Origin of the sequence: Rahnella sikkimica, assembly GCF_002951615.1 — a bacterium.
GTDB classification, from domain to species: domain Bacteria; phylum Pseudomonadota; class Gammaproteobacteria; order Enterobacterales; family Enterobacteriaceae; genus Rahnella; species Rahnella sikkimica.
The window spans coordinates 1,751,987-1,772,518 of record NZ_CP019062.1; the positions used below are offsets into that span (position 1 = coordinate 1,751,987).

General features: G+C 52.6%; 28 protein-coding genes and 1 pseudogene. 1 reads left to right on the forward strand and 28 read right to left on the reverse strand.

The window, feature by feature from the left end; translation table 11 throughout:
• Positions 1-47: 47 nt before the first annotated feature.
• The 24 genes and pseudogenes from BV494_RS07825 to BV494_RS07940 all read right to left on the reverse strand — a co-directional run bounded on the left by BV494_RS07825 (position 48) and on the right by BV494_RS07940 (position 17,344).
• Entirely contained in the window at positions 48-1,730 is a 1,683-nt protein-coding gene (locus BV494_RS07825) for a hypothetical protein (protein ID WP_192938101.1), read from the reverse strand.
• 324 nt (positions 1,731-2,054) lie between these two features.
• Positions 2,055-2,645, reverse strand: coding sequence for a phage tail assembly protein (locus tag BV494_RS26060; protein WP_226790049.1), 591 nt, complete (start codon positions 2,643-2,645; stop codon positions 2,055-2,057).
• Between the two features lie 2 nt (positions 2,646-2,647).
• Positions 2,648-3,016 (reverse strand): phage tail tube protein, encoded by a 369-nt coding sequence (locus BV494_RS07835; RefSeq protein WP_104922358.1) that lies wholly within the window; start codon positions 3,014-3,016, stop codon positions 2,648-2,650.
• Positions 3,017-3,025: 9 nt separating this feature from the next.
• Positions 3,026-4,510: a phage tail sheath subtilisin-like domain-containing protein gene (locus tag BV494_RS07840; RefSeq protein WP_104922359.1), complete on the reverse strand. Its 1,485-nt coding sequence runs from the start codon at positions 4,508-4,510 to the stop codon at positions 3,026-3,028.
• Complete coding sequence (locus BV494_RS07845; protein WP_104922360.1) at positions 4,510-4,743, reverse strand: DUF2635 domain-containing protein; 234 nt, start codon at positions 4,741-4,743, stop codon at positions 4,510-4,512. The genes BV494_RS07840 and BV494_RS07845 overlap by 1 nt, the downstream gene beginning before the upstream one ends.
• Positions 4,744-4,759: 16 nt before the next feature.
• Complete coding sequence (locus BV494_RS07850) at positions 4,760-5,305, reverse strand: ATP-binding protein (protein WP_104922361.1); 546 nt, start codon at positions 5,303-5,305, stop codon at positions 4,760-4,762.
• Positions 5,302-5,645, reverse strand: a pseudogene (locus BV494_RS07855) (head-tail joining protein). The gene BV494_RS07850 and the pseudogene BV494_RS07855 overlap by 4 nt, the downstream one beginning before the upstream one ends.
• Positions 5,645-5,920 carry a hypothetical protein gene (locus BV494_RS07860; RefSeq protein ID WP_104922362.1) on the reverse strand — a complete coding sequence of 92 codons (276 nt, stop codon included), beginning with the start codon at positions 5,918-5,920 and terminating at the stop codon, positions 5,645-5,647. Before BV494_RS07860 ends, BV494_RS07855 begins: the two are co-directional and overlap by 1 nt.
• Before the next feature lie 3 nt (positions 5,921-5,923).
• Positions 5,924-6,970, reverse strand: coding sequence for a major capsid protein (locus tag BV494_RS07865; protein WP_104922363.1), 1,047 nt, complete (start codon positions 6,968-6,970; stop codon positions 5,924-5,926).
• Positions 6,971-7,067: 97 nt separating this feature from the next.
• Entirely contained in the window at positions 7,068-7,469 is a 402-nt protein-coding gene (locus tag BV494_RS07870) for a head decoration protein (RefSeq protein WP_104922364.1), read from the reverse strand.
• The gene (locus tag BV494_RS25800) at positions 7,469-8,113 is read right to left on the reverse strand and encodes a DNA primase (protein ID WP_192938102.1); all 645 of its coding nucleotides are present in this window, start codon (positions 8,111-8,113) and stop codon (positions 7,469-7,471) included. The genes BV494_RS07870 and BV494_RS25800 overlap by 1 nt, the downstream gene beginning before the upstream one ends.
• Positions 8,114-8,115: 2 nt before the next feature.
• Positions 8,116-8,967: a S49 family peptidase gene (locus BV494_RS07885; protein ID WP_104922366.1), complete on the reverse strand. Its 852-nt coding sequence runs from the start codon at positions 8,965-8,967 to the stop codon at positions 8,116-8,118.
• Positions 8,964-10,598, reverse strand: a complete 1,635-nt coding sequence (locus BV494_RS07890; protein ID WP_439958376.1) for a phage portal protein — start codon at positions 10,596-10,598, stop codon at positions 8,964-8,966. Before BV494_RS07890 ends, BV494_RS07885 begins: the two co-directional genes overlap by 4 nt.
• On the reverse strand, positions 10,598-10,861 hold the full coding sequence (gpW, locus tag BV494_RS07895) for a gpW family head-tail joining protein (RefSeq protein ID WP_104922368.1): 264 nt from the start codon (positions 10,859-10,861) through the stop codon (positions 10,598-10,600). The genes BV494_RS07890 and gpW overlap by 1 nt, the downstream gene beginning before the upstream one ends.
• Before the next feature lie 11 nt (positions 10,862-10,872).
• The gene (locus tag BV494_RS07900; protein WP_104922369.1) at positions 10,873-12,981 is read right to left on the reverse strand and encodes a phage terminase large subunit family protein; all 2,109 of its coding nucleotides are present in this window, start codon (positions 12,979-12,981) and stop codon (positions 10,873-10,875) included.
• Positions 12,923-13,492 (reverse strand): hypothetical protein, encoded by a 570-nt coding sequence (locus tag BV494_RS07905; RefSeq protein ID WP_104922370.1) that lies wholly within the window; start codon positions 13,490-13,492, stop codon positions 12,923-12,925. The genes BV494_RS07900 and BV494_RS07905 overlap by 59 nt, the downstream gene beginning before the upstream one ends.
• A 245-nt stretch (positions 13,493-13,737) precedes the next feature.
• Positions 13,738-14,262, reverse strand: a complete 525-nt coding sequence (locus tag BV494_RS07910; RefSeq protein ID WP_104922371.1) for an HNH endonuclease — start codon at positions 14,260-14,262, stop codon at positions 13,738-13,740.
• A 71-nt stretch (positions 14,263-14,333) separates the two neighbouring features.
• Complete coding sequence (locus BV494_RS07915) at positions 14,334-14,969, reverse strand: hypothetical protein (RefSeq protein WP_104922372.1); 636 nt, start codon at positions 14,967-14,969, stop codon at positions 14,334-14,336.
• A 76-nt stretch (positions 14,970-15,045) separates the two neighbouring features.
• Complete coding sequence (locus tag BV494_RS07920; protein ID WP_104922373.1) at positions 15,046-15,591, reverse strand: Ig-like domain-containing protein; 546 nt, start codon at positions 15,589-15,591, stop codon at positions 15,046-15,048.
• A 19-nt stretch (positions 15,592-15,610) separates the two neighbouring features.
• Positions 15,611-15,931: an Acb2/Tad1 domain-containing protein gene (locus BV494_RS07925; RefSeq protein ID WP_226790050.1), complete on the reverse strand. Its 321-nt coding sequence runs from the start codon at positions 15,929-15,931 to the stop codon at positions 15,611-15,613.
• On the reverse strand, positions 15,909-16,151 hold the full coding sequence (lysC, locus tag BV494_RS26415) for an Rz1-like lysis system protein LysC (protein ID WP_439958377.1): 243 nt from the start codon (positions 16,149-16,151) through the stop codon (positions 15,909-15,911). Before lysC ends, BV494_RS07925 begins: the two co-directional genes overlap by 23 nt.
• The gene (locus BV494_RS25805; protein ID WP_192938103.1) at positions 16,048-16,467 is read right to left on the reverse strand and encodes a hypothetical protein; all 420 of its coding nucleotides are present in this window, start codon (positions 16,465-16,467) and stop codon (positions 16,048-16,050) included. The genes lysC and BV494_RS25805 overlap by 104 nt, the downstream gene beginning before the upstream one ends.
• A 2-nt stretch (positions 16,468-16,469) precedes the next feature.
• On the reverse strand, positions 16,470-17,012 hold the full coding sequence (locus tag BV494_RS07935; RefSeq protein WP_104922375.1) for a lysozyme: 543 nt from the start codon (positions 17,010-17,012) through the stop codon (positions 16,470-16,472).
• A gap of 2 nt (positions 17,013-17,014) precedes the next feature.
• Positions 17,015-17,344: a hypothetical protein gene (locus BV494_RS07940; protein WP_104922376.1), complete on the reverse strand. Its 330-nt coding sequence runs from the start codon at positions 17,342-17,344 to the stop codon at positions 17,015-17,017.
• A 166-nt stretch (positions 17,345-17,510) separates the two neighbouring features.
• Here BV494_RS07940 and BV494_RS07945 point away from each other — a divergent pair, with 166 nt between their 5' ends.
• A complete protein-coding gene (locus BV494_RS07945; protein WP_104922377.1) occupies positions 17,511-17,795 on the forward strand; it encodes a type V toxin-antitoxin system endoribonuclease antitoxin GhoS in 285 nt (94 codons plus the stop codon).
• Between the two features lie 3 nt (positions 17,796-17,798).
• Here BV494_RS07945 and BV494_RS07950 read toward each other — a convergent pair whose 3' ends face one another.
• From BV494_RS07950 to BV494_RS07965, 4 genes are all read right to left on the reverse strand, one after another.
• Complete coding sequence (locus BV494_RS07950) at positions 17,799-17,984, reverse strand: hypothetical protein (protein ID WP_104922378.1); 186 nt, start codon at positions 17,982-17,984, stop codon at positions 17,799-17,801.
• A gap of 430 nt (positions 17,985-18,414) precedes the next feature.
• Positions 18,415-18,813 carry an antiterminator Q family protein gene (locus tag BV494_RS07955; RefSeq protein ID WP_104922379.1) on the reverse strand — a complete coding sequence of 133 codons (399 nt, stop codon included), beginning with the start codon at positions 18,811-18,813 and terminating at the stop codon, positions 18,415-18,417.
• Positions 18,814-18,829: 16 nt separating this feature from the next.
• Positions 18,830-19,840: a DUF968 domain-containing protein gene (locus tag BV494_RS07960; protein ID WP_104922380.1), complete on the reverse strand. Its 1,011-nt coding sequence runs from the start codon at positions 19,838-19,840 to the stop codon at positions 18,830-18,832.
• Positions 19,837-20,532 (reverse strand): phage antirepressor KilAC domain-containing protein, encoded by a 696-nt coding sequence (locus BV494_RS07965; protein ID WP_104922381.1) that lies wholly within the window; start codon positions 20,530-20,532, stop codon positions 19,837-19,839. Before BV494_RS07965 ends, BV494_RS07960 begins: the two co-directional genes overlap by 4 nt.

Consider the following 20,532-nt stretch of genomic DNA (forward strand, 5'->3'; position numbering starts at 1 on the left):
TCCCCCAGAAATGAAAAACCCGCCGAAGCGGGTCAGATTGATGAATTTTATGGGAGCGGCATCGCTGTAGTGACTTTTCCGCCCGTTCCAGTAACTGTTTTTCTCTCCCCGGTGCGCCCGCTGATAAACGTTACCTCTATCTCACTTTTGTTGTCTTTCAGGGCGGTAGAAATTGCGGCAGTCAGTTTATGCGTGTCGATACCGCCCCCTGCTGAAGAAGCTGGTCCGGCCGTGTTGATATTGGGTTCCACGCTTTTTTCTGGCTGATTTACTGACGGGGACTCAGTCGATGAGGGGCCGTTCATCAACCAGTCAGAGTACTGATCTCGCTGGTATGCCAGTCGGGACGGATCACGCAGCCCCTGCCACCGGGAGTCAGTCATTGATGCGTTAATCCCGCTGTCGATATCTTTTTCACTGTAGGGTTGACTGCCGTTTTCATGGCGGATCATGGCGGTCATCATACGTTTGAGCACGGCAGGGTCATTCAGATCAAGCTGTTCATGCTCGCCAAACCCTGTGTCTTTCGTAATCGCGTTGATGTATGCCTGAGTATTATTCTCGCTGTTTGGCGCGTACGTATGAACAATACCGTAGGGCGTATTATTTCCGCGATCTCCATAAAGCTGAAGCTGACGGCTCATGGCGGCCAACCCGTCTTCAGCTTTATCAAATACAGCAAATGATCCATCGCTACCCACGGCATTCGGGGCAACCCGTAAATTCCCCGGATTATTGTTACGGATCCCACGGGCATTACCGTTACCCGGCTGGTTATAATACGCAGGGGACACAGAAGAAGGAGGTTGTACGTACAGACCGTTAATATCCTGTTGCAACAGTTTGGCTTTATCCGTCGGGCCATAAAAACTGTTCAGTTTCTTAATCAAGTCCCCGGACGCATATCCCATGTTCAGGTCTAACTTTTCATCCCATGATAACGTTTTCTTAAATTTTTCATCCTTTAGCGCCTCCCTGATACGGTCGGCTTGCTTCCCTCCGGAATTAAAATCCATCAACGATCCCACTGTTGCAGTATCAAATCCGTGTTCCATTATCTGAGAAATGCTGTCAAGGCCTCCCTGAATGGTAGGATCCTTACCCAGGTTAACCTGTGCCTTCATCAGTAATCCGTCCCAAGAGGCAGATATATGATTTAGCTGGGTACGAAATGCCAGGGCGTTTTGCACATCTTTATCAGAAAAAATCAGTCCATCTCGCTGCGCCTGGTCTTTCAGACGCTGCACCTGATCCGTGCTTTGGCGTAAAAAGCTTAAAAGCTCCGGAGAAAAACCGCCCACCTGAGCAATGACAGACTGTTTTGCGGGAGATTCTTTCAGCATGGCCTTATTCAGGTCATCCATCAGTTTTACAACGTCTGCAACACCTTCCTTGGTTTTGCTGATCTTAATACCGAGCTGCGCCATAAGAGCCGCAAAGCCGTCATCACGTTGATTCACGGCGTCGTTTGCACGCTGATAAAGACCGGAGACAGACCCTTCTGCCGCATCCCGCGCAGACCCGTTTTCGATCATGGCCCCGGTTAGCTCCTGATAAGCGCGGGTGGTTGTGCTGATGTTTTTTGCCGTTGTATCCACTTTATAACCGGCATTTGCATAACCCTGAATGCCAGACTTTACCGCGTTAAAAACACCGGCCAGACCGCTCAACCCCAGCGTCAGTCCGCCAACCATTTTGAGCGGAGGTACCAAATCACCGATAAACTGCACGCCGTCCCTGGCGTTTTTTGCCAGATTACCAAGTCGACCGCTGATTTCATCGACACCTTCAGTAGACTGTCGGCCGCCGAGCTGTAAACCCGTCCGCGCATTGTTAAGCTGAGGAATAAGCTTTTTTACCGCATCATCGATGCTCTGAATTGACTCAGAAACCCGATCGTCTGCCGTCAGCTGGAAATCAAACGCCTTAGCCATTCTTATTTTCCTTCGCAAGATTAATTCGCAGCGCCTGCGACTTCCACCACAGTAAACGGGTCCACGTCAGGCACCAGCCGTCAGTGGGCCCCCATCCGTAGTAATAGGACACGTCAGCAATCACATCCCGCCAGTGTCCGGTGTCGGGGAGTAGTTTAAAAAACCCAGCAGATAGGCCTCGCAGCTTTTGTAATCGGTATAAGGCAGGCGATTGATCACTTCCGGCGGAATATCCGAGAGTTCGGCGATCAGTGCTGACATTGAAGTCAGGCCCCCCTTTACTGTCTGTGTTTTATAAAACTGGTCTACCTGTTCCAGATTGGGTTCAGACAGGTCAATGCTGCTCCAGCTGCGTTTTCCCGCACTGTCTTGAAGCGGGTTCGCCAACATAATGATCGTGCTGCTTTGCGGCTGACTCTCTGCATTGGGGTTTTCAGGTTTGTAATTCAAGAAAGTGAGCAGGAAAGACTCACACCGCTTATATGTCGTAAAAGGCAACCGCTTAATCACCTGCGGGGTAACGCCGGACAGAAGGCAAATAAGGTGCCCCATTCCGGCAAGGGCACCACTGGCTTTCTGTTTATCAAGAAACTGATTTACCTCGATGACAGCAGGTTCATGCAGCTCAATATTTTCCCAAACCAGTTTACCGCTGGCATCAGCCAGCGGTTTGTCCAGTGGGATAAGGATGGTTTTATCCTGTTCTTCCACGATCAGCTCTCCACCACGTCAAAACCTTCCCAGCGCACGTCGAAGACCGCATCTTCGCTGTCCACTTCCTGCGATTCCACCGTCCACATACCGGTGCCGATGATGGTTTTACCGTTGGCCAGCTCAGCCACCACCGTCACATTGGTCATGTCCGTGAAGTCAGCAACGGTGGTGCCACCGCTGTCGCGCACCTGACAGGAGATGAACGGCGCAGACGGCTTCTCTTTATAGCCGTGCACATTGTCCATGCCGGTCAGCGTTTCACGCTTGAGCTTGGACGGACTGTATTTGAACTGGCCGGCGACCATGATCGAGACGCCATTTGTCGTAACAAAAGCTGTCCCCGCGAGACGGTTAGATGTATCTGCCATGATGATTCCTTACGCCGCGGCTTGCAGGCGGAACTGGTTGAGGAGAGCGAACACGCGCAGTTGGTTGATCAGAACGCCATCCCACAGCACATCAACCCGGTTCGGGTTAGAGGTGCTTTTCGTCACCACTAAACCGGCGGCGAAAGCTTTGGAATCTTGCACATACCCGTTGTATTCCAGCTGGGTGTACTGGGCGATCAGCTCCGCGCGGATAATATTCGGCGTCACGATGGCTGAGCCAGGCGCAAATCGGGTACCGTCGGCGGCCAGCTTCATGCGGGCAAATTTAGACGTCACCTGCGTTCTGATAAAACGGGTCACAAACATCAGCAGGAACAGCGTTTCAACCTGCAGATAGCTGTCGTCTGCATCCCCGTATTTATTGGTCTGATACGTGGTGATCAGATTTTCAACCTGCACCGTATTGTCATCAGCAACGGTGAATGTCGAAACCCCGCTGTAAAGCAGGTTGTTACGTTCCGTCAGTTCAAAGCGTGATGCTAACGGCGGTGCCAGAACACCGCTGATGGTCAGCGTTTGCAAAGGTCGGCCCGGGTCGTTACGCAAGCTGCCCGCCACCGCACCCGTTGCCGCCGCTGCCCAGACATAGGCCGGGGTCGGTGAGTCATAGACGCCCAGCAACGTGGCGTGCTGATCGTTACGCGCTTCACCGATAGTGGTCAGTTGCCCATAAGTGCCTGATGCAGCCCCGAAGACATGGCCATACAGTTGCTGCGCGTAGCTCCAGCGGCCGGTGCTGTCGGAAAGCAGCCCTTTAAGCGCATTGAGTGAGGTTGTGTCTGTATAAGGCGTCACAATAAAATCAAAGGTGCGGTCGCCCAGATTGGCCAGTGCATTGGTCATATCCGGTGCGCCAGCGCCGCCGGTCATGGCGGTGAGCGTGATACCCAGCCCGGCAGGCGTACTTTCGCCCCCTGCGCTGCCCTGATAATTCAGGCGCAGATCAATCCCGTTGCCGTGAGCACCTTTATTTTTGGCCGTCAGCGTAACAACTCCCAGCGCAGACGCGGCCGTCACCGGCAGCGCGGTTTTTGCCAGAATCGCCGCTGTTAATGCCGCCGCCATAGACGTCACTGAATCAGTACTCAACACCGTAGCCTGTACTCGCTGACCCGCAATGTAGAGCGAAATCACACCGGTTTCGGTTGGCGCGGCCGTTAAAGTCACGGTGCCGGTTGCGGCCGTCTGGGCAACACCGTCCGCCAGCGGAAGTAAATAAATCTCCCCCGAGACGTCGTTCGCCAGATACCCGACCATCTGGTTGTGGAGCATTGAGCCAGCACCGTAAATTCCAGCCGTATTGGACGCGGAGGATTCAATAACAGGAACATTGAGCTGCACGCCTGCGCTTGTGAGCGCCTGGCCGATAATCAACGTGCGCTGTGTTGCTGTCGCCGTGTTCGCCTGAGAATTATCAAACTCGGCAAAGAAAAGCGACGTGCGAAGATTGGAAGGGATATTTTGAAAATCCATTAGCGGGCACTCCCCGTATCAGTCGTAGCGGTAGTTTTATCGCTGTCTGTGGTGGTATCCGTCACTTTCGAAGCGGCCTTCGTCTGCTGCGCCGCATCAGTTTTTACGACGTCACCGTCGCGCAACCGGCGGTTCCAAAACGTACTTTCCGGCACTTCTGTCCCTTCTTCAGGCAATAGGGTGCTTTTAACCGGATCGCGCACAGTGCGCCCGGCGGTCGGTTTTACAAACATGGGTAACTCCAGAATGTTATTGAGGCAGGTCGATGGTGACGCCGACTTGCGGTGTGCCGTCAGGCTCTACAATGGTGACGTCAATCCCTTCAAGTGGGTCCGCTTCGATAGGGTAAAAATCTTCCGGGCCCTGGTAATATTCGATATCCAGTTCCATCAGCAACTGGGCCGTATGCCCTTCACCACCGGCGTTGACATCGATGGTGGAGCGCACCTGTAAAAACTGCTGAGTCTGGCGGGTGAGCTCATAGCTGTTAATCACGGCTCGCTCAATTTGTTCGCGCAGCTGCTCCAGTGCCTCCTGCGCTTTTACCGCCCCGTTGTCCTGATCTACCTCATCAAGCTCCTGTAAGCGGCCGGTAATTAGAACGGTGGTCACTGTCGTAAACTGCGGCACGTTGCGCCCGAGGGAGTTTTTCAGATCAAAAGGGGTCTGCACCAGAATAGCGGGATACATATCCTCAGCCGTGGGCCAGTCGCGCGGGGAATAAACGCGATCAAGGGCGTCCGTCTTTCCCGTGAGCGCGCTGATGACGAGCCCCCGCAAAGCTGCTGCATTCATACCTTCACCCTGTTAAGAATAAGCTTTGAACCGCCGTGACTGTCCGGCTGGATATCGGCGATGGTGAACAACGTGTTCACCGTCTCACCGCCGACCGTGCCGATAAACACCCGGTCCCCCTCTTCGGTGGAACGCTGAACTCACTGTCCAGCACACCCAGGACGGGGGACGTCGTGTTTATCGTGCTACCGTCATCCAGAGGTTCAACCTCCTGCGTATAGGCGCGGTCGAAAATCCCGCTGATGGTATATGCCACACCACCCGCGGGCCGGAAATCAACCGGGTCACCAAATACCCCCTGTAACGGCCTGAGCAGATGCTGATCCCAGTTGATACCCATCAGGCTGCTCCGCTCTCAGATGCCGGGATTACCTGTTCAGAGGCAGGCTGCGCTTCTGGGTTCTCCACCGAAACGGCGGGATCACTCACCTGTTGAGACTCCTGCAACAACACCGTGTAGGCTTTAACAAACCCAAGGGCAATGAGGCGGTTCGCATCATTTTCAGGTAAGTCCAGACGGGCATTCTGCCGGTACTCCCCGCCGTCATGACGTAAAAACTTCCCTTTCAATACCACCACGCTGACAGTAGTCTCAGTTACTTTTTCTTTAGCCATGATTTACACCACCGTTGCACAAAGTGATGCATTTACACGACTTGGGATCACCAGAGGCGCGGACTGCATCAAAATAATTCGCTGAGCCGGGTCAAATTTCACTTCTGATTTTGGCGCGAAGGCCAGCGGGCCATAGTTGAAGGCAGGGTCGAGAATGACCCCGAATGCACGCGTGCCCATCAGATCGGCCCCACTCATGATCACGGCACCGTCGGCAATCATTGGTTTTTCAACATTATCCAGCGGGTCAATGAACCAGTCGTTATACAGCCACAGATCGAAGTTGCCCCAGCGGCCTTTGTACACAGCGCCTTTGGCGATCTGCGCACCCGCGTTAATCTGGTTACCAAACGGGCTGAGCGCCGGGAAGGTAATGGCGTTGTCCTTGATGGTGGTATCCAGACGGAATGCGCGCCATGAACTGTTGGTGAAGACAAGGTCGGTCGGTACTGCGCCGGACTCTTTTAAAAACGTCGTCTGCCATGTCTCAATATCATCCGATGGCTGGGTATTTGTCGCGCCTGCTGTAACGCTGGTCGGCCATTTATCCGAACCGCTGAGCACAATAGTCAGGTCAGGAGAGCGACCAAAATCCACAACTTTGGTTTCATACCCTTCACCTGCCACGGTGACTGTGCCGGTCGCTAATGCACTGGCCGCCATCCATTCCAGACGACGGTTGATCATGTCAATCTGGTCAGCCATTTCAAACTGAAGGTTCAGCATTTCACGCTCACCAGCAGTGTATTCGCCACCAATACGCTCGCCAATCTGGCGGCGAATCGGCTTACGCAGATCTGGGGCACGCTTGTCTTTGATGTAGGCCGGCTTGAAAGTGTTGGTCTGGTATTTACGCTGCTCAACCAGCTTTCCTTCTACCAATGGCGACACAAACGGTGCCATACGGCGCTTACCAATATCGACGTCAATCGAGACTTCTTCCGATTCGTAAGTCACCACGTTAGGGAAGAAGCGGTCGAGCAACCAGTTCTGGCTGGTCATCAGGTTTGGTACTACCTGAACCAGTACGTTGGTATCAAAAATATTCATATGGGCTCTCTTGGTGTATGCCGGTTAAACCGGCATAAATTCAAAATACACAGCTCCCTACCAGGTGGGTGGCATAGGGATCAGTCGGAGGTTTAAATCAGGAAATAGGGGCTTGCACGCTGTCGCGAAGGAAGATACCAAAGGGCCGTAACGCTATTTTCAAGCCGGCCAGCGTCCAGGATGCGTCGATAATGAGTTTGTTTTGGTTAAATTCCCCCATCAGATATACGCCGCCCTGCTGGGCTGATGTCGTGGTATCCACATCATCAACCAGAATAGCCATAGGGATTTCACTCCCATCAGTGGCTGTTTTAACGCTTAAAACATATTGGGAAGTGGCAGTTACCATGCCTAAAACAGTACCGCGAACCAGCGGGCCATCTACCGCAATAGTTACCGAATCCGTGACTAACTGGAGGGGGCCAGACACCAACTGATCGGGAATAAACATGGAAGATGTCATTCCCGGCGCGAATGCATTATCACCGAACTGATCCATTATTTTTTACCTTTGGTTGAGTTGTACAAACTGGTCATAGCAGTAACCAGTGCGCCAGCAGAGCCGGACGCAGCAGGTTGCACGTCATTTCCCAACTGATGGTTTTCGACCTTCGACATGCGTTCGTCCAGTGACATGCGGCGAGACTGCTGCGGCTGCATCGGCCCGGAGCTTGCCAGCACGCGGATGGCGGCAGCCGAACTCATGCCGGTAGTGATAGCCAGCGAAACCGCCAGCGGACCTTTACCCGCAGCATATTTGCTGCCGAGAATGCGGGAGATGCGGTCACGCTCAGCGCGGCGGCCTTTTTTGACATCACGATCATCTTCATCATCGTCACCGTCGTTTTCGTCGCCCTCATCCTCATCGGCGTCCGCATCGTCGTCATCATCCTCCGCACGGCGGGATTTGGCTTTTTTAGACTTTTCCTTGTCATTACCATCTTCGTCGTCAGGATCATCACCATCATCTTCTGCACGCTGAGATTTTTTGGACTTACCTTGATCATCCTGATCGTCTTTATCGTCATCTTCCGCACGACGACCTTTGGCCTTTTTGGACTTCTCTTTTTCGTCTTCATCATCTTCAGAAGCATTCGCAGAAAAACCAAACAGGTGCGCAAAACCTCGAATTTTCTTTGACATCGTTATTCTCCAACTAATTGTAATAAATCGCGGAATGCCGCATCAGGCGAGGCCACGCGATCAGCCAGCCCCAGTTGCACACCGTCGGCGCCAAGGAAACAGGCGGCTTCGGTATCCCGGACGGTTTTCTCTGTTATCCCGCGATTGCGGGAGACGGTACTCACGAACAAGCGCCCCATTTCGTCAATATCTGACTGAATGGCTTTGCGCGCCGTTTCGCTTAAAGGTTCATACGGATTGGACTCTGCCTTGCGATCGCCGTAGGTAATGATGGTGACCTGCAGCCCGTCATTTTTGATTTTCTGCGACCAGTCAACGTGCATCACAATGACGCCGACAGAACCGACGCCGCCGGTACGCGGCACGATTATCTTGTCCGCCGCACTCGCCAGCGCGTAAGCCGCAGAATAGGCGCTTTCGGATAAAATGGCCCAGACCGGTTTACTGCCGCGTGCGGCATAAATCTCATCGACAAGGTCAAAACACCCCGCGACTTCGCCGCCGGGCGAATCAATGTCCAGACAGATGGCTTTCACTTCACTGTCATTTAGTGCGCGCAGGAAACAGGCACGGATGCCGTCATAGCCGGTCATCCCGCTGTAAGGCCGCAAGGTGCCGAGTTTCTGCACAAGCGTCCCCTGAATCGGGATAATGGCGATACCTTCCACCACGTCATAGCCCGTATCACGGGCCTGTCGGGAGAATGAATCATCTTCGTCATCCCAATCAGACATGGACTGAATGCGCGTCAAGCCAAAACGGTCAGTCAGCGCCGCCATGACCACTTCGGCCTTTCGGGGATGCAGCGCCAGCGGCGTGTTAAACAGGCGCTGCGCTAAGTGCGGTAAATTCACTGTGCCTCCGGATCTTTAATTGTTTGAGGTGCAAAGGTGTCCGCCTGCGCCCATGTCGGAACCGGCAATCCGCGTTCCTGGAAGGCTTCGATCTCGCGGGCGCGCTGATCGAGGAGTTCTTCCCAGTCTTCGCCGACGTTTTCTGAGACTTCCATTTCCAGCGTTGACATGCCGGAATCCATGCCGAGGATCGCCCCTTTTTTCTCAGCAACGGGGTCAACCCAGCCGCGACCGGGCCCCATCCACTGCGCACGGCAATAGGCTGCTTTGGCTGCCAGAAATTCCGGCGCGCCAGCAGGGAGAGGAACCTCACCGAGATCGTGGAGTTCTTCAATAAAGCTGCTGAAGATAGGCTGGGCAAAGCCGCTGGCAAAATCATCGCGGCGACGTGTCAGGGTTTTCCACGCTTCCAGCATCGCGGAGCGGGCTGAGCTGTAATTCACATCAGACCAGTCCTGCGTCAGCTGCTGGGTTGATATTCCCAATGCGGCGGCGCAGTTGCGAAGTGCGGCACTTTCGAAAGCGACGAAATTGCTGACCGGTCTCGTTGCGTTAACTGAGGTAATATTTTCACCCGGCGCAAGAATGGGAATGCGCGCGCCACTTTGCAGCGACAGCCGATTATCGTTATGAAAATCAGTACGCATATCCTGATAATCAAGCACATCATCACGAAGTCCGTCTTCGAACAGGCGCGGATCATAAGGAGACGTAACGTACGCCCCGAACACGGCGTTAAGGATGGAGGCTTCAAGCTCTACCTCGTCGTATTTGATCAGCATTTTCAGACGCTGAACAATCGGGGTGAAAATGCTGCTGCCACGATGCTGTGCAGCACGATCGCCGTCAAAGTCATGAACAACAATCGGACGCCCCCACGCGGTTTCACGCCGGACACGCTCCCAGGTCATGGTTTTTTCAGCGCTCCACCAGTCGCCCATGTGGGCTTTGCGGATGTGATACGCCACCGGCACGCCATCATCATCAATTTCCACCCCACCGCGGATGTTGAGCATGTCAAAAACCTGTTGTGGGTTACTCAGCCGATCCGGGTCAATAATTTGTATGGTCGTCGCATACAGCGCGCGGCCATGCCCCAGCCTGTCAGTTCGGTATTGCAGAACCGCCAGTGCGTCGCCGTCTACCAACTTGTGGCGGAAAGCCAAACGCAGCATTTGGGACACCGTTTTTTTTCGCTCAACGTCGCAATAGCGGCCTGGGTCGTTTGCCCAGGTACGCCAGGCTGCTTCTACAGCCCGCCCATATTCGTCAGCCCATTTTGCGTCAAAGGCTTTCAGGCCGGTTTGCATTGAAAGAGCACGATAATCCGCTTTTGCGATCGGGCGAAAATTTGCACCAACGGCATTATCGAGAATGCGTGTAACGCTGCCTGATGCCCACCCGTCATTACGTGCCATGTCACGAACGCGTGAAACGATGCGGTCACGGTAGATGTTAACTTCGTTATCTGGTGACCAAAGCGCGGGCTGCCAGTTAGCCATCGCATCACTGAAGGAGTCAGCTGCGTCATAAGGCACGCGGCCTGAGCCATTTAGCATGGATGCCTTTCGATTCGATGGGGGTAATGGCCTGCCGTTTGGCCCGAGAATTCTGACCTCTCCGCTTTTCATCAATACCGAAACCTTAACGTCCTGCGCGGACGCCTAACGATGCCCAACTGGGCTTGAAGAAGTTGAATAAATGCGGTGAGCTGAGCGATATCAGTTTGCTGATAGCTCACCGCCCGGGTGCCGTCACCCTGTGCATATGAGAAAGAAACACCTTTGGCGCCGGACGATAGATCAAGATAGGCCTGCTGCGCTGTCGTTAACGCCGCCGTCAATTGGTCACGCGTCAGCGCACCAGCCAATAAACTGGAGTTGGGATCGAACATAGGATTCCTTTTTAATTAGCCAGGCGTTTATGCAGAGGTTTGCGCTGAGGTTTTTCAGGTTCGGTAATAATGACGCCGGGTAACCGGAGATCCTGTTTTTCTTCAGGCTCCGGGGCCGGAGGCAATAACGTGTCAGGGTTATTTTCCAGAGCTATCGCTTTGGCGTTCAATTTAAGACCTGAGTGGAATAGACCGCATAACGCGGCGTAAGCGTAAACACGACAGTCTAACGCTTCGTTAGCTTTGCCCGGTGGCAACTCCCACACGCTGTAGCGCTGGCCGGCGGATTCTTTCATGACTAAGCGTTCCGCTGTGAGCTGTGTGAAATATCCCATATCCCGATCGGTTGAAAAGTGCATGTAACCGGGACCGGGCTGCTCTATATGTAATCGGGAGCGAATGGAATCTTTTGCAGAGTTGACGCCAAGAATGATCGGACGGAATTTTGCGCGGGTTTTCGACGTCGGACGCTTATTCGGCCAGATGGGTGACCGTTTACCCCCCGTGGCCGATTCACCTTTGATCGCCCAAATTCTGCGACCCAGTCTTTCCTGTGAAAACTCATACACTTTTTGCGTATGGTTACCGCCTGAGTCATGGCAGGCGGCCATGATGGTAAAACCCCGACCGTCGGCGCGGCGCCATACCTGTTTGAGATAGGCGTCAAGCCGCAGCCAGGGTTCTGCCGTTTCAAGGTCGCCCTCAATCACATCGAACGCGACAGACCAGCTTTCCTCGTCTTTACCCCACCCCACCACCTCGACCTCGAGCCTGTCATTTTGGGTATCGATGCCCGCCGTCAGAACGGCTACACCGTCCGGCACCTCAGCGTTGAATACTTCGCGCCGCGCAAGCAGCACATCAACGGGAAGGCGCTTACCATAATTAGGCCGGTGAGGCAGGCCCATCTGGGTATTCCACCAGGCCAGCTCTTTATCGGGGTCGCCTTTGGCTTTCAGATATTTTTCCGCGATATCCGCAGGCTTATCTTTTTGCCACGGGCTGAATAACTTCGACGCCTGAAAACCGGCGTGGATATTATCGACCCCTAACTTTCCGCAGTCCGGGCAAACGATCCGGTGAACGGCGTGCCGCTCGGATGCCGACCACTGCCAGACCTTACTGACTGCGGTAACATCGTCGGCGTGCCATGCCTGTTCGTAGAGATTAAGCGGAACGTGTCGGGTGCCGCAGCACTCAAAAGGTTTTGTCTGATGCCACTGAATTGTTCTCAGCGACCGCAGCCTGTCACCCTCAGACCATCCCGTGCCGCAGCTTTCACAGTGGATCATGGCCTGTTTGGTATGGTGTTTATCGCCGTCTGACGGCCAGTGAATGTGCTTAAAAAAATCTGGAAACTGTCGGTGGCCACAGTGCGGGCATGCCACCGACGCGCGGCGCTGATCGGAATCTTCATAGCTCGCTGCAATCCGGCTTTCGTCTTCAACAGTTGGCGAACAGGCACGGACAGAAAGCCAGTTCAGCCCGAAGGTTGCTGTACGCTCCTCGGCGAGAGTGATCGGATCGCCTTCTCGGGTGATGGGATATTTATCCACCTCATCGGCCAGCAGCACGCGGATCGGACGGCGCGCAAGGTTGTCAGGACTCCCCGCGCCAGCCAGCGCCAGAAAGCCGCCGGTAAACGATTTATACAGCAGCGTTTCTTTTGAATTCTTCTGCTTGTTGCCGCCAATAAGGTCGCGCAGCACCGGGGTAACACGCACCAGCGGCGTGATGCGCTCTTTGGAAAACTGTTCAGCCGCATCTTCTTTTGGCTGGAGGAGCAACATCGGGCAGGGATCGAGATGCGCAAAGTAGCCGAACAGGTTCTCAAGCAGCGCCGTCTTCATTAACTGCGTGCAGCACATCACTGTAATGATATGAACGCCTGATTCGGTGGCGGCGAGCATCGGGCCGCGGGCGATTTCAACCGTTTCAGTCTCCCAGTTGCCCGAGGTGCTGCCCGCTTCTTTAGCTAACTTGCGGAACTGGTCTGCCCAGTCTGGAACGCTGATGCGCGGCGGCGGCGTCCACCCCTTCCTGATGCTGCTTAACAGTCTGTCACGTTTCGTCTGTGTTAAATTCAGGCTCGCCGAGTCCGGAGATGTGTTTATGGACATGTTCGATTAACACCTCGGTCATTCTGTCGGCTGGGACGTCCAGGTCAGCCGCCATCAGGGGAGCCACCCTTGACGGCCAGTTCATCCAGGCGTCGCGCTGTTGGCGAAAGGCAGCAAAGAGCACAGCTTCAGCAACAGAGAGCTCGACCAGTTGACCATCCTCTTTCTCGAATTCGAGCTTTGTCAGTAGTGCAAGATAGTTTTCTTTCACCCTGCTGGCTTCTTCCCGCGACATTTCTGCGCCGGTCGCCAGCATGATTTCTTTTACCGCCTGGGCGGTGGTTGTCTCGTCAGGTGATCCGGTTTCTGCTTTGAGTATTTTCTTTTTGGCCGCGTTCTGAATACGCGGATCTTTGCCATCGCGCAGAGTCGCCAGCGCTTTATCACTGGCTTCAACATCAATGAGATTTCCCTCGAGTACGATATATTTTCCCGCTTTAACCCAGCGGCCAATCGTCTTGCGATCGACGCCAGCGTGCTTCGCATATTCAATTTGGGTCATCGTTGACATGGGACATTTTCCTCGATGGGACAATGGGACATTCAGATGGGACATTTTTTTGTGCCCCACCAAAATGTCCCACGCCAATGTCCCACATAAAAAATCAACAAAGCCGCGGGGCGTAAGGGCTGGCAATAGTAAGTGCATAAATATGCACGTGGGACATGGGACACAAAATGAAGAATTTATAGCTGGTGAAACTGTGCGGCGCGCAATGACCCGTGAGATAAATACCTTTGGGAAGGACCCATTTTTTATTGAGATTTATTATCATCTTGGTGTTCCGAACCATGGTGATAAAAATCCCCGTATGCCTTTTTACAAAAGGAGGCGTATGCCTTAGCAGCATCTTCGAGGGTATCGAAGTTTCCCAGCCGGTATTTCTTTCCGTCCATTTGGGACTGCGCCAACCATTTATTGCCGCGCTTGTAGACTCCCTTCACACCAGAGCGGTTAGCTTTCGTAATACCTACGTTTCTTTTGTTTTGGCCACGCGTTGCGAGGCGAAGATTGGCAATGCGGTTATCAGTCTTCACCTCATTCCTGTGGTCTATTTGATTCAAGGCGTGTTCACCATTCATATAGAACCATGCAAGGCGATGCCCAAGATATCGGCGACCATCAACCTGTATTTCTATGTAGCCAGTAGCGCCGTTCACTCTTCCGGCAAATGACCCGGCAACTGCACGCTGACTGCGGTAGACGCGCCAGGTAAATCGGCCGGTGCGAGGGTCATAATGAAGAAGCTCATGTAATCTAATTAAGGTTAAGTCTTTCATTCACTGCCTATATTTATTCAGACAATAAAAAACCTCGCTATTTGCGAGGTTCAGATGTGTATCTCAATTGATTATTTGGCTGTTTTCAAAGCCTCGGCTAATGCTTTATTTAGTGCCGCAGGCATTAGAATAGTGGACATTTTTATTGCCCTATCCATATACCCAAGAGTGGGTTTAACAGGGAGGGCATCGCCGAACTGCATACGCAGAACCAATGGGGGTTGCTTCACCCTCTCCCGCCGAGTTCCATTTGCAGATCTCTTTGCGCGCCTTTTGACCTTCTTGTATTTATGCCGCTGCCACAGACCTGACCTGCCATCAACCTTGCCGAAGAATGCTTTGCCTGTGGCTTTTATCTGAGCAATTTTGTTGCGTGGAATGTTGCCGTATTTATTCAACTTAATATTTTTTGGATTCAGTAATGCATTCCCATTGAGCTTATGCACACCGCCGAACTCAAACGGTTCCAGATAACCGGCGGCAATGTCACGAACATAAACTTTCGCTGTTAGGTTGTCCCGTCGCGCACCAACAGAACCAACGGAGTTAACCGTAAAGGGTGTCGGGTTCTCCAGTTTCCGCTGGAACGCCGTTTTTTCAGCTGCTGCGATTTGCTTGGCTACACTGGTTAAGGCCTGTGCGGTAGCAAAAGGAATTTGCTTCTTTAAGGATTGCAGAGCAGCTGATAGTTCTTTTATTCCTGCCATCTCTATTCCTTAGCATCAAGCTTACACATGCATTATCGATGGCTCTCATTGAAAGCCACCTGGAATGCGCTTCGTCTTACAAGTATTTCTTAGCCAGTGCGACAACTTCGTCCCAGACTTCAATGACCGGGTGTTCAAGTTTAACGAAGATAGCCCTTACGTCTTCGATGCGCAGTTCTGCCTCGTCGGCATCTGCTTCATCTTCGTCATCTTCTAATGGTTTTTCTTTAAACACATCAATCACTGGTGCTGGAACTGCAACGAAATAAACCTGAATGCTGGCCGTGGTACCGTCGGCGGCTGTTGCCGTTAACGTCGAAGCGCCAACGGTCGAACTGACCAGGCTTGCAGTGATCTGACCATTTGCGTCAGTCAGTGCGCTGGTTGGGGTGACGGTTGCGCCATTATCCGCAGTAAAACTCACCACAGCGCCGGGCTGAATTGTATCGGCATTATCGCTCAGAGTTATCTGAACGGTGTTTGCAGCTGCGCCATTGGCCAGCATGCTGGTGATAATCGAGACGAGTGCTAATTTCACGGTATTTTCCTTCGGTTGGGATTCAGCCTGTTCGGCTGGGTGGAGATAGATGCTTTTCAGCCATGCAAAAAAACGCTTAATCATTTCTGTCTGGCCTCTTCGATTAGACCTCTGAAGGCTGTGCTACTGCGCGAACTAAAGCCATGATACCGGTCTGAATATCGGTTTTACCGATGGCAGCCCAACGCTGCGGCTCGGCAGCGGTGAAGCGGCGTAGCTCAACAGCTTCTGGAGTGGCTTGGGAGATCCCTGCGCGTGTAGCATCCGCCTTCTTAACTTCAATATCGGTGCTCAAGCGGCCCTGTAATTCAGTGACCAATTCAAGCATTTCTTTACCTTTCGACTTAATGCGATTCATTAAATCAATTTCCCCCTGGCATAAGTCACGATAGCCAGAAATCTTACGGTGTTGGTTTTCCATCATTATTTTCCTGTCTGGAAGATTCAATTTGGCGAATGCCGGAAATCTGTGTGTTGCAGTTCTGCAGATCGGTCAGCAGCAATTCATTCCACTGAACTGATGACCCATATGTCAGCGGGTCACTTGGTGGCGGTGACGGCTGGCACAGAACCAGAAGACTGGCGGGTATCGGCGTTACTGGCACTTTGACGTACTGCGTTGTAACGGTTGAGCACCCGGTCATTTGCGCGAGCAGGCACAACAACAGGAGCGCAAGCATCGCCTGAAAGAGCAGCTTTGATGTCAGTCTGGGCTGCCTGTGAGTCCAGTGTGTTCGCATGCTGATCATTCAAAGTTGCCCCTGCGATAGTGTTGAAGATGCTCACGGCCTTCGCCTGCGCGTTCAGGGTGAATTCCGCTGAATTTTTTGCCTGAGTGGCTACTGAGATTTCTGACTGCTGGCTTATGGTCTTGCCGTAATAGTGAAAGGCAGCCCAGAGCAGAACGCCTATAATGAGAAATAGCAGCGCGGTGATGACAATCCGGAACCAGTTGATCATGGTTAGCCCTCCAGACAGAGCGCTTTCTCTTTATCGCGGCGGATAACCAAACCGGGCAGTTTTTTACCGCCGCCATTCACAAAATCAGGCAGGTGGTTACACATCATCGGCCAGTTGCCGGCCTGCGCGTACCGGTGGATTGATGTTTCAAAACGGGCTTTACGTGCGGGGCTGTAATACGTTCTCAGGCTGGAACAGCCCATATTGAACGCGGCTGATGTCATGGCGCTGAACTGGTTATCGTTCATGTCCCTGCCACGGAAATACGTGTTTATGCATTTTTCCGCAGCTAAAATATTTTTCTGCCAGTCGTCGGCAATCTGCTGATCGGTTTTGCGTGTACCGGCTTTCACATCGTGGGTGTTGCCTATCCCATCAGTCAGGTATCCCGCTGGACAAACATAAGGTTCACGGCGGCACGCCTCAGCATTTCCGATCAGTTCTAAGCCTGGCTCATTCGTTCTGACTTGGCCGCTTGAAACTACGATCGCAATGATTGTCATGACTGAACAAACTGCAGCGCCAGCCTTTTTGGTTATTGCCATGATTAGTCATCCTTCGCGGCTTCAAGAACGTCTTTTATTCCCCTTGAAACTTCTGGGTATTTAATCACCGAGGGTGTATCAGTCCGATATTTCAGTGAGTCGATGGTTGCCTGCGTTAATTCCCGATCGAGCTTAAGCCTTTCGTCATCGTTCTTTTTCGCGGACCTGATAGCGCTTCGTTTATCGAAATATCCAAGAAGCGTGATAACGATGCCGACCAGCGCTGTCGCCATGTAGACCCGTTCCAAAGTGATGAAACCTGCAATGGAGGAAAGCAGCGTAAGCAGCGTTCCGCTGTTGGTTAAGTTTTCAGACTGTGGATTCATTTTCATGGTTCTCGCCCTCCGATAGTCCGGGTGGGTGCGTCGTCGTGAGAAATAAAAAAGGCCACGCACATGCGCAGCCTGAAAGAAGTGCCAGAGTTAGCGTCTGGCCGCTTATTACCGTATCTGATATCGTTAAATCGCCAGAATTAACCATTCAGATAAAGAGGATATTATGAGCACATTTACTATTCGCGTAGAACTTCACAATGCTGATTCTGATGACTATGAAAAACTGCACGAAAAAATGGAAAATAAAGGGTATTTAAGAGAGGTTACAGGATCGTCCGGGACAACCTATCATCTACCAGATGCTGAATATACATATTCCAGCACATCTAAAGATGAGACTAATATAGCTGATGAGGTGCAATCCATTGCTAACTCTGTAAAATCAAAATCTGGAATTATAGTAACAAAATCAGCAGGTCGAGCTATTCGTGGGCTTAAGGAGATTTAAATTTTATCGACCATCCTCACACACATCTGGGGCGCTATCAAAGCGCTCCATTGCTACAAACGCGGCGCAAACAAACTCCCCCGCCGTCTTTGCTATCTCGTCGGTATGAACCCCAGAACTTGCCAATATTGCACAAAGCGCTTCTACTGCACGCTCTTTTGATGGTTCGCTTAATTCTTTAAAATTCATTTAATTTACCCTCCATAAACGCAAAAACCTGCACTGGGCAGGTTTGTTTACATTCAACTGAGTGCTGAAAAGGGTGCGGTCACAACGTGATGTTGATGTATCTTCCAGCACTCATGCGAATGTGCTTTCCAGTCACTCCTGGTTATCCCATCTTCGCAGACTGAAAAGCATTGTTTGGTTGTTGCAGTGCCGGGTGCCTCCCGGTGAACCATTGGCCAGCTAACCGGGTCCGCTGTCTTCACTTCTCTTCCAGGGTAAGCTGATTAGCCCTACCGCATAGGTAGGATTCACCGCAACAGCTTAAACGTATCATATGAACATAAAAGACAAAACCCCGCCGGAGCGAGGTTCTGAGATTGTCTAAGCTTTGTGACTACGTGACCACTCTTAACAGGTTACAAGAGTTTTTGCGTAGCGCACTAGAACTATTTTAAGCGACTTTCGCGACTCGGATTTTCTGGGTGTAGGCGTCCATTTCCAGCACCGCGCCGGTCATAGCCAGACAACCATCAACGAAGCCTTCCGCTACCTGCAACTGCTGGCGGATCAGGCCTTCACTCACCTTACACATCCTCGCAATTTTCCGTTTTGACAGACCGAAGCGGTAATGCAGCATGATGAGCGCTACCTCTTCAGGCTTACGGACGGCGGCCAGACGCCCTACTGCGGCATCAACAATCAGGCCATCATCATCACAGCAGGACTCGACTTTGCTGGATTCAGTCGGCAGTAGGCCTTTGAAGCCCGCGGCAATCGGTGACCAGCTCACGCCAGAATTATCGCGAGCCCACACGCCATAACGAGCCAGTACCAGTTGAATATCACGCATTATTCTCTCCACACTTTTATTTGGCTTTGCCAGTGGCGATAACGCCCACGGCCAGCGCACGATCTAATGTTTTCATGACCAGGTACATCTGATCACCATGTTCTGCTTCCCAAGCCGGGGTATTCGCATGAAGTGAGTCGTGACACCGTCTGCACAGCGGGATCACGAACAGGTCATGCGCTTTTGTTGCCATACCGCCAAACCCGTTGCCGGTGATGTGGTGCGGATCATCCGACCCGTTGCCACAGGCACAGCATGGCTGGCGCTTTACCCATTGGGTGTATTTCGAGTTCTCATACCGGCGGCGCTTCGGGATCAGGGCGTAAGACTCTGGAGTCTCAGGGTCGATGGCCAGCGCCAGCACAGGCTTAAGTCCCTCCGCAATAATATCTTCGGTCTGCCGTTCCCACGGATTGGTGTCTGACTCTTTGGTTTCGCCGCCAGGCTCTTCGCTACGTATGCCAAAAACGTCATAAAGAATGGCGCGCGGAAGTTTGTCAGCGAATCCTCTGCCTACCGCAAACCAGCAAATTTCAGCCACAGTAATCTGATGCCCTTCCCGTTCCCCCAACCAATACCGGATCCGTTCCGTGACATATTCCAACGTGTTCGCCAGCGCGGCGGCGTCCAACTGAACAGATTTTTTATCCCGGTATTGGGTGTCGTGGTGCCAACAAAGAGCAACGACTCCGCGTTCGCGCCTCGCGTGCGTCATTTCATGATGGTGATAGCCGAGATCTGTGCACTGGCAACCGCGATTCTGTTTAACCCAGCGCGTTAACCCCTCCCAGCCGCCCAGCATGTGACTGACCACAAGATCCGAAGAAAGGAAATTGCTGAGCACCGGGTTATCGAGGACTTTCTGATGCGCGCCAGTGATCAGGCCGTCGGGCGCACTCTGCAAGTCGGCGGGCTCATCGGTAATCATCAGCCGCTTCCCGCTGAAAAGTTGCACCGCATCCGCTGCTGGACGGAAGATAATGATCCCCAGGTCCTTCTGGGGGTAAGGTTTCAGTAATACCTTCACGCTGCGCTCTCCTGTTTCTTCCGTAGATGCTCAGCCCACAGCCCCGCAACCCACTGGATACCCTTCGGAGTAAACCGCGCCTGGCGGAATGCGTGCTGATTGTTCGGGTTGGTTCCAGTCTTCATCTCGAACCGGCCAGCGGCTGTATGCGTGCTGTAGGGTGTGAACTGTCCGTCCTGCCGGTAAATGATTTTTTCATCGATGAGGAATAACCGGAATTCGGGTTCTTTCGCCTTCAGCAGCTTGCAGACAGACCGGAATCCCATTGAGCCTTTGGCAATGACGTACTGATCAACGAAATCCACTTTCGGCGCAGCTAGCGCCAGCTGTGATTCTAATGCCTGTTTTTCTTCGGCCAGATCAGCAGCCAGTCGCAATGCGTCCGGCAATGACTGGGGTAACTGGTTTTTCAATTCCAGCTCCTGCCAGCGGTCAACTACCGCGGCGGTGAACTCAGGCGACAATCGGGCAACCAGCACCAGCGAATCGCGCTTATTGAACCAGTACTCCTGATATTCTTCCCCATTCTGTTCGTGCAAATAGGGGGTGTGCTCCAATGGCGCGCTTAAAATTCCAGCAACAACCAACCTTTCAGCCGACCTTTTCACGTTGCTGTGCTTACTCTGCACCAGCTCAGCAATCTCACGGCTCGACATCGTTACCACTTTTCCTGACAGCAAACTGTTCGACAT

Bases quoted from the DNA above. Each gene is read 5' to 3' on its own strand.
- BV494_RS07835 (WP_104922358.1), bottom strand. From the start codon at position 3,016: ATGGCAGATACATCTAACCGTCTCGCGGGGACAGCTTTTGTTACGACA.
- BV494_RS07840 (WP_104922359.1), bottom strand. From the start codon at position 4,510: ATGGATTTTCAAAATATCCCTTCCAATCTTCGCACGTCGCTTTTCTTT.
- BV494_RS07845 (WP_104922360.1), bottom strand. From the start codon at position 4,743: ATGTTTGTAAAACCGACCGCCGGGCGCACTGTGCGCGATCCGGTTAAA.
- BV494_RS07850 (WP_104922361.1), bottom strand. From the start codon at position 5,305: ATGAATGCAGCAGCTTTGCGGGGGCTCGTCATCAGCGCGCTCACGGGA.
- BV494_RS07860 (WP_104922362.1), bottom strand. From the start codon at position 5,920: ATGGCTAAAGAAAAAGTAACTGAGACTACTGTCAGCGTGGTGGTATTG.
- BV494_RS07865 (WP_104922363.1), bottom strand. From the start codon at position 6,970: ATGAATATTTTTGATACCAACGTACTGGTTCAGGTAGTACCAAACCTG.
- BV494_RS07870 (WP_104922364.1), bottom strand. From the start codon at position 7,469: ATGGATCAGTTCGGTGATAATGCATTCGCGCCGGGAATGACATCTTCC.
- BV494_RS25800 (WP_192938102.1), bottom strand. From the start codon at position 8,113: ATGTCAAAGAAAATTCGAGGTTTTGCGCACCTGTTTGGTTTTTCTGCG.
- BV494_RS07890 (WP_439958376.1), bottom strand. From the start codon at position 10,598: ATGAAAAGCGGAGAGGTCAGAATTCTCGGGCCAAACGGCAGGCCATTA.
- gpW (WP_104922368.1), bottom strand. From the start codon at position 10,861: ATGTTCGATCCCAACTCCAGTTTATTGGCTGGTGCGCTGACGCGTGAC.
- BV494_RS07900 (WP_104922369.1), bottom strand. From the start codon at position 12,981: ATGTCCATAAACACATCTCCGGACTCGGCGAGCCTGAATTTAACACAG.
- BV494_RS07905 (WP_104922370.1), bottom strand. From the start codon at position 13,492: ATGTCAACGATGACCCAAATTGAATATGCGAAGCACGCTGGCGTCGAT.
- BV494_RS07910 (WP_104922371.1), bottom strand. From the start codon at position 14,262: ATGAAAGACTTAACCTTAATTAGATTACATGAGCTTCTTCATTATGAC.
- BV494_RS07915 (WP_104922372.1), bottom strand. From the start codon at position 14,969: ATGGCAGGAATAAAAGAACTATCAGCTGCTCTGCAATCCTTAAAGAAG.
- BV494_RS07920 (WP_104922373.1), bottom strand. From the start codon at position 15,591: ATGATTAAGCGTTTTTTTGCATGGCTGAAAAGCATCTATCTCCACCCA.
- BV494_RS07925 (WP_226790050.1), bottom strand. From the start codon at position 15,931: ATGATGGAAAACCAACACCGTAAGATTTCTGGCTATCGTGACTTATGC.
- lysC (WP_439958377.1), bottom strand. From the start codon at position 16,151: ATGACCGGGTGCTCAACCGTTACAACGCAGTACGTCAAAGTGCCAGTA.
- BV494_RS25805 (WP_192938103.1), bottom strand. From the start codon at position 16,467: ATGATCAACTGGTTCCGGATTGTCATCACCGCGCTGCTATTTCTCATT.
- BV494_RS07935 (WP_104922375.1), bottom strand. From the start codon at position 17,012: ATGGCAATAACCAAAAAGGCTGGCGCTGCAGTTTGTTCAGTCATGACA.
- BV494_RS07940 (WP_104922376.1), bottom strand. From the start codon at position 17,344: ATGAAAATGAATCCACAGTCTGAAAACTTAACCAACAGCGGAACGCTG.
- BV494_RS07945 (WP_104922377.1), top strand. From the start codon at position 17,511: ATGAGCACATTTACTATTCGCGTAGAACTTCACAATGCTGATTCTGAT.
- BV494_RS07950 (WP_104922378.1), bottom strand. From the start codon at position 17,984: ATGAATTTTAAAGAATTAAGCGAACCATCAAAAGAGCGTGCAGTAGAA.
- BV494_RS07955 (WP_104922379.1), bottom strand. From the start codon at position 18,813: ATGCGTGATATTCAACTGGTACTGGCTCGTTATGGCGTGTGGGCTCGC.
- BV494_RS07965 (WP_104922381.1), bottom strand. From the start codon at position 20,532: ATGTCGAACAGTTTGCTGTCAGGAAAAGTGGTAACGATGTCGAGCCGT.